Source organism: Pseudomonas bubulae (assembly GCF_900618535.1).
Lineage (GTDB): Bacteria > Pseudomonadota > Gammaproteobacteria > Pseudomonadales > Pseudomonadaceae > Aquipseudomonas > Aquipseudomonas bubulae.
Genome location: NZ_UYJA01000003.1, coordinates 522940 through 537773 on the forward strand (window position 1 = coordinate 522940; position 14834 = coordinate 537773).

At 57.4% G+C, this 14834-nt stretch carries 11 protein-coding genes; 8 read left to right on the forward strand and 3 right to left on the reverse strand.

Going from position 1 to position 14834, the window contains the following annotated elements; genetic code table 11:
* Positions 1-151 precede the first annotated feature (151 nt).
* Together PPTH39_RS13465 and bglX are read right to left on the reverse strand one after the other, a co-directional pair.
* A complete protein-coding gene (locus tag PPTH39_RS13465; protein WP_130872070.1) occupies positions 152-3025 on the reverse strand; it encodes a ribonucleoside-diphosphate reductase subunit alpha in 2874 nt (957 codons plus the stop codon).
* Positions 3026-3719: 694 nt separating this feature from the next.
* Positions 3720-6011, reverse strand: a complete 2292-nt coding sequence (gene bglX / locus PPTH39_RS13470) for a beta-glucosidase BglX (RefSeq protein ID WP_130872071.1) — start codon at positions 6009-6011, stop codon at positions 3720-3722.
* A gap of 243 nt (positions 6012-6254) precedes the next feature.
* On the opposite strand from bglX, the gene PPTH39_RS13475 reads away from it, so the two are divergent.
* From PPTH39_RS13475 to PPTH39_RS13515, 8 genes are all read left to right on the forward strand, one after another.
* On the forward strand, positions 6255-6863 hold the full coding sequence (locus PPTH39_RS13475) for a LemA family protein (RefSeq protein WP_095001815.1): 609 nt from the start codon (positions 6255-6257) through the stop codon (positions 6861-6863).
* A gap of 153 nt (positions 6864-7016) precedes the next feature.
* Positions 7017-7757, forward strand: coding sequence for a TPM domain-containing protein (locus PPTH39_RS23790; RefSeq protein ID WP_130872072.1), 741 nt, complete (start codon positions 7017-7019; stop codon positions 7755-7757).
* A 26-nt stretch (positions 7758-7783) separates the two neighbouring features.
* Positions 7784-8398, forward strand: a complete 615-nt coding sequence (locus tag PPTH39_RS13485) for a TPM domain-containing protein (protein WP_095001813.1) — start codon at positions 7784-7786, stop codon at positions 8396-8398.
* A 256-nt stretch (positions 8399-8654) separates the two neighbouring features.
* Positions 8655-8846, forward strand: coding sequence for a LuxR C-terminal-related transcriptional regulator (locus PPTH39_RS13490; protein WP_130872073.1), 192 nt, complete (start codon positions 8655-8657; stop codon positions 8844-8846).
* An 86-nt stretch (positions 8847-8932) separates the two neighbouring features.
* Complete coding sequence (locus PPTH39_RS13495; protein ID WP_130872074.1) at positions 8933-9457, forward strand: hypothetical protein; 525 nt, start codon at positions 8933-8935, stop codon at positions 9455-9457.
* A 425-nt stretch (positions 9458-9882) separates the two neighbouring features.
* A complete protein-coding gene (locus PPTH39_RS13505) occupies positions 9883-11100 on the forward strand; it encodes a class I SAM-dependent methyltransferase (RefSeq protein WP_130872075.1) in 1218 nt (405 codons plus the stop codon).
* 115 nt (positions 11101-11215) lie between these two features.
* Entirely contained in the window at positions 11216-11797 is a 582-nt protein-coding gene (locus PPTH39_RS13510) for a DJ-1/PfpI family protein (RefSeq protein ID WP_095001809.1), read from the forward strand.
* Between the two features lie 15 nt (positions 11798-11812).
* Positions 11813-12133 (forward strand): ribbon-helix-helix domain-containing protein, encoded by a 321-nt coding sequence (locus PPTH39_RS13515; protein WP_095026575.1) that lies wholly within the window; start codon positions 11813-11815, stop codon positions 12131-12133.
* A 139-nt stretch (positions 12134-12272) separates the two neighbouring features.
* Here PPTH39_RS13515 and PPTH39_RS13520 read toward each other — a convergent pair whose 3' ends face one another.
* Positions 12273-14819, reverse strand: coding sequence for a TonB-dependent receptor (locus tag PPTH39_RS13520; RefSeq protein ID WP_130872076.1), 2547 nt, complete (start codon positions 14817-14819; stop codon positions 12273-12275).
* Positions 14820-14834 lie beyond the last annotated feature (15 nt).

Genomic DNA, 14834 nt, shown 5'->3' on the forward strand with positions numbered 1-14834 from the left:
ATCTGCTTGTTTTCACATGCTGAATGACTGGTAAGGCACAGTCGGGTTGGTTCGCTCCCCCCAAAAAACAAAAAACCCCGCCAAACCCAACTGTTGCCAGGGTTTAACGGGGGTTTTGGGTCAGGCGGTTTGACCCGCCTGCCTGCTCAGCTTATTGGCAAGCTTCGCAATCCGGCTCGTCAATGGCGCAAGCCTTTGGCACCGGTGCCGGGCCGGCTGGGGCCGCAGCAACGTCTTCACTGTTTTTGCCGCTCGATACTGCGTTGAGCTTGCCGGTGTTGACGGTGGACTTCTCGGTGCTGGTCGCAGCCAGGGCACGGAGGTAGTAGGTGGTTTTCAGACCACGGTACCAGGCCATGCGGTAGGTCACGTCCAGCTTCTTGCCCGAAGCGCCAGCGATGTACAGGTTCAGCGACTGCGCCTGGTCGATCCACTTCTGACGACGGCTGGCGGCGTCAACAATCCACTTGGTGTCCACTTCGAACGCAGTGGCATACAGCTCTTTGAGCTCTTGCGGGATGCGTTCGATCTGCTGCACGGAACCGTCGTAGTACTTCAGGTCGTTGATCATGACCGAGTCCCACAGATCGCGAGCCTTGAGATCGCGAACCAGGTACGGGTTGATCACGGTGAATTCGCCCGACAGGTTCGATTTCACATACAGGTTCTGGTAGGTCGGTTCGATCGACTGCGATACGCCGGTGATGTTGGCGATGGTGGCGGTCGGTGCGATGGCCATGATGTTGGAGTTGCGAATGCCTTTTTGTACACGGGCGCGAACCGGTGCCCAGTCCAGGGATTCGTTCAGGTCAACGTCAATGTACTTCTGGCCGCGCTGCTCGATCAGAATCTGTTGCGAATCCAGCGGCAGGATGCCTTTGGACCACAGCGAACCCTGGAATGTCTCGTAAGCGCCACGCTCGTCAGCCAGGTCGCAGGACGCCTGGATCGCGTAGTAGCTGACCGCTTCCATCGACTTGTCGGCAAATTCCACGGCTGCTTGCGAAGCGTAAGGAATGTGCTGCAGGTACAGGGCGTCCTGGAAGCCCATGATCCCCAGACCAACCGGACGGTGCTTGAAGTTCGAGTTGCGCGCTTGCGGTACCGAGTAGTAGTTGATGTCGATCACGTTATCGAGCATGCGAACGGCGACGTCGATGGTGCGCTTGAGCTTGTCGGTGTCCAGCTTGCCGTTGACGATGTGGTTCGGCAGGTTGATCGAGCCCAGGTTGCAAACGGCGATTTCGTCCTTGTTGGTGTTCAAGGTGATTTCGGTGCACAGGTTCGAGCTGTGAACCACGCCAACGTGCTGCTGCGGGCTGCGCAGGTTGCACGGGTCTTTGAAGGTCAGCCAAGGGTGGCCGGTTTCAAACAGCATGGACAGCATTTTGCGCCACAGGTCTTTGGCCTGGATGGTCTTGAACAGCTTGATCTTGCCCGGGTACTGGCACAGTGCTTCGTAGTACTCGTAGCGTTCTTCGAAGGCCTTGCCGGTCAGGTCGTGCAGGTCCGGTACTTCGGACGGCGAGAACAGGGTCCACGGGCCGTCATCGAAGACGCGCTTCATGAACAGGTCAGGGATCCAGTTGGCGGTGTTCATGTCGTGGGTACGACGACGGTCATCACCGGTGTTCTTGCGCAGCTCGATGAACTCTTCGATGTCCATGTGCCAGGTTTCCAGGTAGGCACATACAGCGCCTTTGCGCTTGCCACCCTGGTTAACGGCTACGGCGGTGTCGTTCACCACTTTCAGGAACGGTACAACGCCCTGGGATTTGCCGTTGGTGCCCTTGATCCACGAACCCAATGCACGTACCGGAGTCCAGTCGTTGCCCAGGCCACCGGCGAATTTCGACAACATGGCGTTGTCGTGGATCGCGTGGTAGATGCCCGACAGGTCGTCCGGCACGGTAGTCAGGTAGCAGCTGGACAGCTGCGGACGCTGGGTACCGGCGTTGAACAGGGTCGGTGTCGAGGCCATGTAGTCGAAAGACGACAACAGGTTGTAGAACTCGATGGCACGGTCTTCTTTCTGCTTCTCTTCGATCGCCAGGCCCATGGCCACGCGCATGAAGAAGATCTGCGGCAGTTCGAAACGCACGCCATCGTGGTGGATGAAGTAACGGTCGTACAGGGTTTGCAGGCCCAGGTAGGTGAACTGCTGATCGCGCTCGTGGTTGATCGCCTTGCCCAGTTTTTCCAGGTCGAAGGTGGCCAGCACCGGGTTCAGCAGGTCGAACTCGATACCCTTGGCGATGTAGGCAGGCAGGGCCTTGGCGTACAGGTCAGCCATCTCGTGGTGGGTGGCGCTGTCAGCTACTTTCAGGAAGCTCAGGCCTTCGGCACGCAGGGTGTCCATCAGCAGGCGGGCGGTCACGAACGAGTAGTTCGGCTCACGCTCTACCAGGGTGCGGGCGGTCATCACCAGGGCGGTGTTGACGTCGCTCAGCGCTACGCCGTCGTAGAGGTTTTTCAGGGTTTCGCGCTGGATCAGCTCGCCGTCCACTTCTTCCAGACCTTCGCAGGCCTCGGAAACGATGGTGTTCAGGCGACCCATGTCCAGAGGGGCGAAGGTGCCGTCGGCACGGGTGATGCGGATCGACGGGTGAGCCTGCACGGCGTCTTCGGCCGGTGCGCGGTTGGCGCGTTCCTTGGAGCGTGCGTCACGGTAGATCACATAGTCGCGGGCCACTTTTTGCTCGCCGGCGCGCATCAGGGCCAGTTCTACCTGGTCCTGGATTTCTTCGATGTGGATGGTGCCACCCGATGGCATGCGACGCTTGAAAGTTGCGGTGACCTGTTCGGTCAGGCGCGCAACGGTGTCGTGAATGCGCGACGAAGCGGCAGCATTGCCGCCTTCAACTGCGAGAAACGCCTTGGTGATGGCAACGGTGATCTTGTCATCGGTGTAAGGAACCACAGCCCCGTTACGTTTGATCACGCGCAGCTGGCCTGGCGCGGTCGCAGACAGATCCAGATTTGAATCGGTACCCTGCGAGTTCTCGCGAGTTGTATCGGTTTGCATGGGGGTGTCTCCACATTCTCTATGTTTGTTTGGGCGCCTTTTGGGTGCCCACCGTTCCGTCCTGAAGCACTACAACCGGTAATGAACCGGGCATAACAACTTCGGGACGTACAGAAGGGGGGGTTAAGCCGCTTCCGTGCCGAAGTCTTGATTCACGCAGACCGCGTGAAACCGTATTCCTGTTGGATGACAGTATTTTTACTGCAACACCCGGGCCGCTTTCCGACCTTTGGGCTGGAAAACGGTTGCCATCCGCATAAGCGGTTTGGACTTTGAAAGCTGCGTTTGATTTAACCCGACAGGCGCGAGAAAAGGGCTTGAAATTCTCGTCTGAGTTGTGTTGGGTTTTTGGCCTAAAACCCTACATATGGGGTTTTTTGGCGAAGCTGATACAAGATATGCGTTTTATAGGGGTTGTGCAACGTACTGCCTGTGGATAACCCTGTGTGTAAATTGTGTGTGAAAGCTTGGAGATCCACGTAGGCCGCACTGCACCGGCATTTAGCCGTTTGTCACCGGATTTAGCCGGGACAAATCCTGTGTGCCGGATTTTGAGGGCGCGAACCCTACCACAAAAAACAGCGCTGTCCGAACGCATTTTCAGGCGGGTGCAAAGATAGGAAAGGTCAAGCACGGATTGTTGCGGGGAAGGGCCGGGAAGGCGGCGTGGAGCCTTCCCGGCAATTACGCGAAATTACTGCAACTGGAAGCTGTTTTGCTGGACGTTTTGCGAGTCCAGGCCAATTTGTACGTTGAATTCGCCAGGTTCGGCGACATGCTGTAACTGCGCGTTGTAGAACTTCAGGTCGTTCTCGCTGAGGGTGAACTGCACGACTTTCTGCTCGCCGGGGTTGAGCATGACCTTCTCGAAGTTCTTCAGCTCTTTAACCGCTCGGCTCATGGACGCAGTAACGTCCTGGATATACAGCTGAACCACCGTTTCGCCAGCACGCTTGCCGGTGTTTGTTACGGTGACGCTGGCCGTCAGGGTTGCGCCCGGCTTCAGGGTTTTGGCCGACAGGCGGACATCTGAAAGGCTGAAGTCGGTGTAGCTCAAACCATAGCCAAACGGGTACAGCGGGCTGTTGCCCTCATCAAAGTACTGCGAGGTGTAGTTGCCCGGTTTGCCCGGCGTGAAGGGACGGCCAATGCTCAGATGGCTGTAGTAGGTCGGGATCTGGCCAACGGAGCGTGGGAAAGTGATCGGCAACTTGCCGGAGGGGTTGTAGTCGCCAAATAGCACGTCGGCAATGGCGTTGCCGCCTTCAGTGCCGCTGAACCAGGTTTCCAGCACGGCATCGGCCTGCTGCTGTTGCACATCGATCGACAACGGGCGGCCGTTCATCAATACCAGCACCAACGGCTTGCCGGTGGCTTTGAGGGCCGTAATCAGGGCGCGCTGGCTGGCAGGAATGTCCAGATTGGTGCGGCTCGACGACTCGTGGGACATGCCCCGCGACTCACCTACCACAGCAACCACCACGTCGGCCTGCTGCGCAGCCTTGACGGCTTCGTCGATCATGACCTGCGCCGGGCGCGGGTCGTTGACCACTTCGGGTGCATCAAAGTTGAGGAAGTTGAGGTAGTCGACGACGCTTTGATCGTCCGTGATATTGGCACCACGGGCGTAGATCAGGTTGTCCTGTTGGGCGATGGCATTGCGCATGCCGTCAAATACGGTCACCGATTGCGCAGGCTGACCGGCTGCGGCCCAGCTGCCCATAATATCGATCGGGGCTTTGGCCAGCGGGCCAACCAGGGCAATGCGCGCCTGCTTGTTGAGGGGCAGGGTATCGTTCTGGTTTTTCAGCAATACCAGGCTCTTGCGTGCCACTTCACGGGCTTCGGCACGATGCAGGCGGCTGTCGGCCTTGGTGTCGGCCGGGTCATCTTCGGCCTTGCCGATACGCAGGTACGGGTCGGCAAACAGGCCCATGTCGTATTTGGCTCCGAGCACTTCACGTACGGCATTGTCCAGATCGCTCTGCGGCACTTCGCCGGACTTGAGCAGGCCGGGCAGCTCTTCACCGTAGGCCTTGTCGTTCATGCTCATGTCGATACCGGCCTTGATCGCCAGCTTGGCGGCCTCGCGGCTGTCCTTGGCCACGCCGTGTTTGATCAGCTCGTTAATCGCGCCGTGGTCGCTGACTGCCACGCCTTTGAAGCCCCAGTCCTTGCGCAGCAAATCCTGCATCAGCCACATGTTCGAAGTGGCCGGCACGCCATTGATCGAGTTAAGGGCCACCATCACGCTGCCCGCGCCTGCCTCAATAGCGGCGTGGTAAGGCGGCAGATAGTCCTGAAACATGCGTGTCGGGCTCATGTCCACAGTGTTGTAGTCCCGGCCGCCTTCCACCGCGCCATACAGGGCGAAGTGCTTGACGCTGGCCATGATATTGCCGGGCAGGGCCGGGGATGCGCCCTGATAGGCCTGCACCATCACCTTGGCGATGCGCGAGACCAGGTAGGTGTCTTCGCCAAAGCCCTCGGAGGTACGGCCCCAGCGCGGGTCACGGGCGATGTCGACCATCGGCGCGAAGGTCAGGTCGATACTGTCGGCGCTGGCTTCCCTGGCGGCGATGCGGCCGCTCAGGCCGATGGCGTCCATGTCCCAGCTGGAGGCCAGGGCCAGGCTGATCGGGAAAATCGTTCGGTGGCCGTGGATCACGTCGTACGCGAAAAACATCGGAATCTGCAGGCGACTGCGCATGGCGGCGTCTTGCATCGGGCGGTTTTCGTCGCGGCTGATGGAGTTGAACGTACCGCCGATGCGGCCCGCAGCAATTTCCTTGCGGATCATCTCGCGGGGCATTTCCGGGCCGATACTGATGAGGCGCAGTTGGCCGATCTTTTCATCGACGCTCATCTTTTTCAGCAGCTCAGCGACGAACACGTCTTTGGGGGGGAGCGGGGCGGCCGGGGTTTGAGCCCAGGCGGTGTGACTGGCCAGGCTGATGACGATGCCCAGCAAACACATATTTCTCATTGGATTCTTCTGCGCAGCCGCTCACTTGAAGCGAGGGAGACCCACGCTCGTGCAGCGATATTGTTCTGGGGAGGTATCAGGAGTACTCGAATCAAAGATTTGACCTACCTTTAGAACGGAGTATTCCTGCATGGCAGGCAGTCTTTTAGCTGATTCGCCGCGAGCAATCCAGTATTGCCGGGAGATATTAGGCGTGGTGTGTGGTCAATAAACCCAATGTTGTTATTTCGGAGCGTTGCAAGCATGGGCATACAAAGTTTTAAAGCAGCGGGCTGGAAAGCCCTCGCCCTTCTGGCCTTGAGCAGTCTGCTGGCGGGGTGCGGGATCAACACCATTCCCACCCTCGACGAGCAGGTCAAGGCGGCCTGGTCCCAGGTGCAGAACCAGTATCAGCGTCGTTCTGACTTGATCCCCAATCTGGTCGAAACGGTCAAGGGTGCAGCCAAGCAGGAGCAGGCCACCCTGACCGCGGTGATTGAAGCGCGGGCCAAGGCCACCTCGATCCAGGTTGATGCCAGCACGCTGAACAACCCGGAAAAACTCAAGCAGTTCCAGGACGCGCAGAACCAGCTGACCGGAGCTTTGAGCCGGTTGATGGTGGTGTCCGAGCGCTACCCTGACCTTAAATCCAACCAGAACTTTCTGGCGTTGCAATCACAGCTAGAAGGTACGGAAAACCGCATCAGCGTGGCGCGGCGCGACTTTATCCTCGCGGTTGAACGCTACAACACCGAGATCCGCACCTTCCCGGGGCGTTTGTGGCATGCGGTGATGTACAGCGACCTGCCGGTGCGCTCCACATTCGAAGCCACCACCCCGGACGCCGACAAAGCGCCGGAAGTGAAGTTTTAACGGCCTTATACCGTTCCCCCCCCTGTGGGAGCGAGCTTGTTGTGGGAGCGGGCTTGCTCGCGATGGAATCAACGCGATTTGCCTGACAGACCGCGCCGCATGTATCGCGAGCAAGCCCGCTCCTACAATGGATAACAAACGTTCGAGGTAGCGATGCGCGTATCAAGACTGGGGTTGGGCCTGTTGCTGTGGCTATTTATAGCCACGGCCCAGGCGCTGACCTTTCCCGCGCTCAGCGGGCGGGTAGTGGACGAGGGGCAAATGCTCACGCCCGCCACCCGCGAGCAATTGACGCAAAGCCTGCAGGCTCACGAAAAGGCCACCGGCGAGCAAGTGGTGGTGGTCACCGTGCCTGACCTGCAGGGCATGCCCATCGAAGACTACGGCTACCAACTGGGCCGTGCCTGGGGTATCGGGCAAAAGGACAAAAATAACGGCGCCTTGCTGATCGTGGCCCGCGACGACCGCAAGTTGCGCATCGAGGTCGGCTATGGCCTTGAGGATCGCCTCACCGATGCCCAGGCCTCGGTGATTATCAACCAGATCATCACCCCGGCCTTTAAAACCGGGGACTACAACCAAGGTATCAGCGACGGTGTGGGTGCCATCCTGCAAGTATTGGGCGGCACGGCCCTGGCCGAACCGGCCTACGCCAGCAGCCAGGGTGACGGCAGCGACTTTATGGCCGAGCACCCCGGGGGGGTGATGCTGCTATTTATCCTGTTTGTACTGGTGGTTGCCGCCTGTCAGTTCTATGGCATCTGCAATTCGGGTGGCGGTGGCGGTTCGCGCTCCGGTGGTTTTGGCGGTGGCGGGTTCGGCGGAGGCGGTGGTGGCGGTTTTCGCGGCGGTGGTGGCAGCTTCGGCGGCGGCGGAGCCTCTGGTGGCTGGTAATTCACTTTTTAACGAGTACGAGACTTATGGCTTTATTAACCCCCGAGCAACAACGGCAGGTCGAAGACGCGGTTACCCGTGCCGAACAGCACACCGACGCCGAAATCGTCACCGTGCTGGCTCCCCGTGCCGATGACTACAGCTACATCCCCTTGCTATGGGCCAGCCTGATTGCCTTGGTGCTGCCCGCCGTGGTGCACTTCTTGAACAGCGGCCTGGCGACTTACACTCTGCTGATGCTGCAATGGGCCAGCTTTGTCTTTCTTAGCCTGATCTTTCGCATCCCGGCCATAACCACGCGCCTGATTCCGCCCCGCGTGCGGCATTGGCGTGCCAGTAACCTGGCCCGGCGTCAGTTTCTCGAACAAAAACTGCACCACACTGCTGGGCGCACGGGTGTACTGATTTTTGTCAGTGAAGCTGAACGTTATGTCGAAATACTGGTGGATGAAGGGATATCCCGCCATCTGGACGACAGTGACTGGGGCACTATCGTCAGCGATTTCGTACGCCGCGTGGCGTTGGGGCATACGGCAGAAGGTTTTATCACTTGCATCGATGCCTGCGCTGAAGTGCTCGCACAGCACATACCCAAAACCCAAGCGCGCAACCAACTGCCGAATCGGTTGGTGATGTTGTAATCATTTTCTTAGTGGCTTTGATGTTTCCGACACTTTGATGAGAAGTGTCGGGCTTTTGTAAAGTTATCTTTATGGTTTTATTCTTGTCTGTCCGTAAGTAAGTTCTTGCTGGGTCGCGATATAAATTTCTTCTGATTATAATTTTCATTGTTGTGAAAAGCTGTGTTGTCATTTTTTTGAATGATGGCTAGGTTGTGTTTGAGCGTTTTTGTAGGGTGCTTTTCCGTGAGAAATTAAATGGTTTGGGAGAAAAGGATTGAAGCTTACGCACAGGGAGAAAGAAGTGCTTGATTTGCTTTTGCAGGGGCGCACGAACAAGAAGATAGCGCAACAGTTGCGTATTAGTGGTTTTACGCTACGGGATCATGTGTCTTCATTGCTGCGCAAGTACAGTGTCGGAAGTCGTATGGAGTTAGTAGTGGAGATTGGCCGTATGGGTGAAGGTTAATATGGGCTTGCGGACCCCCTACATCGGTAGGGTTGCTATGTCAGGTGTTGAAGTTTATTTTTAGATCAAGTGCGCAAGAGGTGAGGATGAAAAAGCTGTCTTTGTATATACCGCTTGATTATGTGGCGACCCGTGTGGATTTGGTTGTGATGGCGTTGAGTTGCCTGTTTATGCTGGGGCTTGGTGTGATGATGTGGGATGCGAGGGTGGAAGTGCCGCTGGAACCGAAAAAGTTGGTGCTGCGCAGCGCATATGTTACCCATCCTTTGGATCGGTCGAAGTCGTCAGCTTTTTTGTATTTTACTGTGGGGCAAGATGAAGGGAGTTATAAGTACAGGGTTGAGTTCTCCAGTGAGGATGCAAGGTTGTTGGATGTTCAGAAGCATAAAAAGTTGTGGGTGGCTGTAGATGCTAGTGGAGAGAGCGAATTTGTATGGGCTGTGTATGATGATGAACTTCGATTGATGGTGAGTCGTAAGCAGATTGAGTGGTGGGTGCGATATAACAATGGTGGTAATTACCTTGCGATTGTGTTGTCGTGCCTGGCTTTAAGTTATTGCGGTTTTTTCATGTTCAGGTGTGGTATTTGGAATCGGTATTATTGCAGGTAAGGGTCGCTCGCTAGTTCAGTCACGACTTGAGGAGTTGAGGGGGAATAAGCCTTGGAGTTTTTTAACCCGTGTGTTGGAGCGAATTCTGGTATTGCATGATTTTAAAATTGCTGTGTTAGACGCTTGTGCGGGCGGACAGATGTTCGGTCAAGATACGATCATTCATCGAGACAATATAGTATATCCCGGTTTAACGATTGGTGTGTTTTGTAATGAGCGCCGGCCGGCATTCTTACTGTTCTACTCATATGAGCTGCAATTATTTTTCACATCACAAACCATTTATAATTGTTGGCAAGGTCTGCATACCCGCCACTGTCCGTGCCCGTATGAAATTACCCCGTGCCCTGAGCGCCCAACACGCCTAAAATACCTGCCATTCGTTTTCTGATTTTCCCTCCTGCACCCCCGAGGCACCTTTTTCAATGTCAGTGACTGCTACCACCGCCGCGTCTGTGCCGGATCATCGTGCGCAATTTTTGAACCTGCTGGAAACCGGTCTGGCCCAGAATTCCTTTATCAAGCTGGTGCTGGCCAAATACGTGGGCCCCGAGGCTGAATTGCAGCGGGTGATCATCAAGCAGGTAACAGTCAAGGAGCAGCCTTGCCTGTCCTTTGTATATCGCTATAAAACCCGCGATATCACCAAGAATTTCCCGCTGGACGAAGGCGTGGCGATCATTGCCGGTCTGCTGCCCGAAGCGTTCAAAAATGCCCACCTGCTGACCCTGACCGACGAAGTGCAGCTTGAATACAGCAAAAAGGGTAAAAGCTCGCTGTTCAAAGGCAAAAGCCAGCAAGAGCGCGAAGTGCCGTCGGCTGAGCACAATCGTGAGAAAAATCGCTTTCTGGATCTGACCCGGCCGTTTCTGGCGGACCTGGGTGTGACCAATAAGCAGCAAGAACTGATCCCGGCAATGTCGCGCAAGTGGAAGCAGATCAACAAGTTTATCGAGGTGTTTTCCCACGCCCTGAGCAGCTCACCGCTCAAGCTCGATCAGCCGGTCAAGGTGGTGGATTTCGGTTCGGGCAAGGGTTACCTGACGTTTGCCATTCACGATTACCTGCGTCACAGCCTGCAAGCCGAAGGCCTGGTGACCGGGGTTGAGCTGCGTGAAGACATGGTCACGCTGTGCAATAACGCCGCCCAGCGTCTGGAGCACCCGGGCCTGACCTTCCAGCACGGCGATGTGCGCAGTTTTGCACCCACCCCGATCGATGTGATGATCGCCCTGCATGCCTGTGATATTGCCACCGACTATGCGATTCATATGGGCATTCGCTCCGGGGCGGCAATCATCATGTGCTCGCCGTGCTGCCACAAACAGATCCGCCTGCAAATCCAGAGCCCGGCGCTGCTCAAGCCGATGCTGCAATACGGCCTGCACCTGGGCCAGCAGGCCGAAATGGTCACCGACAGCCTGCGCGCGCTGTACCTCGAAGCCTGCGGCTATGACACCAAGGTGTTCGAGTTTATCTCGCTGGAACATACCAATAAAAACAAGATGATCCTCGCGGTCAAACGTGCCGAACCTTCCGATCCGGCGCAGTTGTTGGTGAAAATCCAGGAACTCAAGGCGTTCTACAACATTCAGGAACACTGCCTCGAAACCCTGCTTCAAGCAGACGGTTTGCTGAAGTAAGCCTGTAAGCAGCTCCGGCGGGAACGTAGTACATGGCTATTACCCGCCCGCGCGCTCAGGGGTTACCTTGGCTACTCTTACTGGCCCAAGGTCTTACCCCACAGGAGCACGCACCATGGCAGCGAAAAAAATTCTGATGCTGGTTGGCGATTACGTCGAAGACTATGAAGTGATGGTGCCGTTTCAGGCACTGTTGATGGTCGGCCATCAGGTTCATGCGGTATGCCCGGGAAAAACCGCAGGCCAGACCGTACGCACTGCCATCCACGACTTCGAAGGCGACCAGACTTACAGCGAAAAGCCCGGGCACTTGTTTGCCCTGAATTTCGACTTTGACAAGGTGAAAGCCAGCGATTACGACGCACTGCTGGTGCCGGGCGGTCGTGCGCCGGAATACCTGCGTCTGAACGAAAAGGTGCTGGAGCTAGTGCGTGACTTCGACAAGGCGGCCAAGCCAATTGCAGCAGTGTGCCATGGTGCGCAACTGCTGGCCGCTGCGGGCACGCTGGAAGGCCGTGAGTGCAGTGCTTACCCGGCGTGTGCACCGGAAGTGCGGCTGGCGGGGGGGACTTATATCGATATCGATGTGACCAAGGCCCATGTGCAAGGCAACCTGGCCACAGCCCCTGCGTGGCCGGCACATCCGGCGTGGCTGGCGGCATTCCTGGGTTTGCTGGGTACCAAAATCACTTTGTAGGCAGAGGGCGTGACCATGTGTGAACTGTATGTAAAAGCCGACCCGATTCTTTACGAGTCACGTTCGCGCTCATTGCGTATTTGCGGCGTGGTCACCACTTTGCGCCTGGAAAACCAGTTCTGGGACATCCTCAGCGAAATCGCCGAAACAGATGGCATGACCACCAACCAGTTGGTGGCCAAGCTCTATGAAGAGGTGATGGATTATCGCGGCGAAGTAGTCAACTTTGCCTCGTTCCTGCGCGTGAGCTGCACCCGCTACTTGAGCCAGCGCCGGGTGCAGGCGCCGGAGTTGAGTGTGGTAGCACGTCACAGTAGCCGCGCTCTCCCGCAATAGCGCTTGCGGGTGTGAGCGGTACACACCTGTGGGAGCCGGGCTTGCCCGCGATGGCATCGGCGCGGTCGGCCAGATACACCGTGCCGGCGGAATCGCGAGCAAGCCCGCTCCCACAGAGGGTTTTGCCGGATCAGCCAACTCAGAAGAACCGCGTCACGCTGATCTTGGCATTGCGGCCCTGGCTGTAGGCGTTTTCGCCACTGAGCATCGGCTGATAGTTTTTATTGAACATGTTGTCCAGGGTGAAGTTGACTTCGGTGCCCTTGAGGTACGGCTGCTGCGGCTTCCAGTTGGCAAACAGGCCCTGCACGTTGTAGCTGTCGTTGGGGAACTGGTCCCAGTAGCGGTCACCCAGCGCACTGATCGGGCTGCTGTAGTAGTTATCGCTTGGCAAGCGGTCGGTCTTGCGTACGAATTCTCCCTTCCAGCCAATCCGGGCATCCAGGCTCGGGATCTTGGTACCCAGTACGGCAATCCACTTGGGCGCGGGTATGTCACGCGCCCAGACGTTGGGACCCCAAGGGTTGGTATAGGCGCCTTGGTGTTTGCCGGTCATCCATGCGTAGGACAGGGATCCGAACACGTAGGTGGATTCGTAGAAGCTCTCAATTTCGAAGCCCTTGATGGTCACGCTGCCAATGTTGCGGTAGTTGGGCATGTTGGGCCCGCACGCATCGCTCATGCTGACCGTAGGGGTTTGCGCGGCGCAGCCGACGCCCGTGGCCTTGAAAATCTCGTCGTCGACGGTGTTGCGGAACAGGGTGGTGCGCACCAGGGCGTGGTCGTTGTCGCCAAAAATCTGGTCGAAGGTGGTGATGTTGCCGCCGCGCCAGCCGGTGATGCGCTCCGGATCAAGGCCCAGGCTGCTGGAGGTGCGGCTGCCGACGCCTTGTACTTCGTACTGCTCGTCAATCACCGGGGCACGCCAGGTTTTGCTGTAGTCCAGGAACAGGGCGGTTTTCGGGGTGATTTTCCAGAAGGCCGACAGGCGAGGCGACCAGCCGGTGTAGGTTTTGTCGCTGTAGTCGTGACCCAACTCCGGGTGGTTATAGTACGGCGCGTCGTTTTCCTGGCCGCGATTGCGTACGTGGTCGTAGCGCATGGACGGCGTGAGGGTGAAGTCACCCCAAGTGATGGCGTCCTGAATATAGAAGCTGTTGGTGTCGACCTTGCCCCGGGGCATGAAGTTGGGCTGGTAGTGGCCGTAGTTGTACTTTTCGACGTCGTAGATACCGCCCGGCATCCACATGTCCACATCACGCTGGTGCTTGCGAAATTGCACGCCGGTGGTCACTGCATGGTCCAGCGGGCCGCTGGCAAACAGGCTGATGTTCTCGACCTGGAGCATGTCATCGGTATAGCCGGTCTCCATTTTGCGCCCGCCGCTGGTGGGCTGGGTGTAAGCCTGGGCGTCACGCTTGTCGGTTTGCTCGGTGTTGGAGTGCGAGTACTTGACCTCCAGGTCCACCAGCGGGTTGTCCAGGGGTTCGTACTTGTATTTGGCCGACCAGGTGGTGTCGATCGTCGAGCGGTTGGACAGGTAGCGCCGCGCTGCAATGTCGTAACCAAATTTGTCGATGTTGGCCTGGCTGGGTGGCGCCGGGTAACTCACGGCCGAGAAGGGCACCCACAAATAGTTGTTCGAGCGCGAGTAAGACATGCCCACACTGTGTTCGTCATTGAGGTGCAAGTTGAGCTTGAGCAGTTGTCCGTCCAGGTCCTGGGCCGTATTGGGCAGACGCTGCGGGTTAACCGGGTAGACATTGCCGGGGTTGGGCATTTTACCGGCCAGCTTCATATCGTCGCCGTCGCGCTTGGTGTAGTAAAACAGAGCGTCGGCGCGACCATCTTCGGTGCGACCGTAAACAGCGCCGCTGTAGACCTGTTGATGGTCGTTGCTGCTGTAGCCGTATTTGAGCATGGCGCCGGTGTTCTTGCCCTCTTCGAGCAAGTCGGTCGCGTCCTTGGTTTCCATGTGCACTACACCGGCGAAGCCGCCATTGCCGGTGTGGATATCGTGGGGGCCTTTTTCGACTTCCAGGCGTTTGATCAGCTCGGGTTCGATAAAAATCGTGCCCTGTTTGTAGCGTTCAAAGCCGCTTTTGGTCGCGCCATCGACGGTCATTTGTACGTCTTCGGCTTCTCCCATGCCCCAGATATTGATGGTCTGGCCACCGGGCTTGAGCGAGCCGCCGAGGTTGATGCCTGGCAGGGTGGCGAGCAGGCTGGGGATGTTATTGGCCTGATAGCGGTTGATTTGCTCCTGGGTCATGGTCGACTTGCCGACGTTGCTGGAGTCGACCTCGCTACCGTTGCCGACCACGCTGACTGCGCCCAGCTCCAGGCTGTTGCTGGTGGTGGTGCCGGACTCCCGGGGCCGCACGACGTAGGTGCGATCGATCTGCACAAGGCTGAAGTCGGTGTCTTTGAGCAGGCGCTGGATAGCTTCCTGTGGCTCGAAGGTGCCACTGAGTGCCGGGGCTTTCACGTTGCGTAACAGGGCTTCGTCGAACAGCAGCTGGATTTTTGCCTGCTGTGCCACCTCGCTCAGCGAACTGGCCAGCGATTGTGCTGGCAGTTGCAGTTGGATCGACTCCGCGTGGGCTTGCAGGCTGATCGCCAGGCAAGCCGCCAGCAGTGTCGGGCGGGTGTACAAATGCGAGAAGCAATGTGGTGCGCGAAACATGAAATCCCCCGGTGT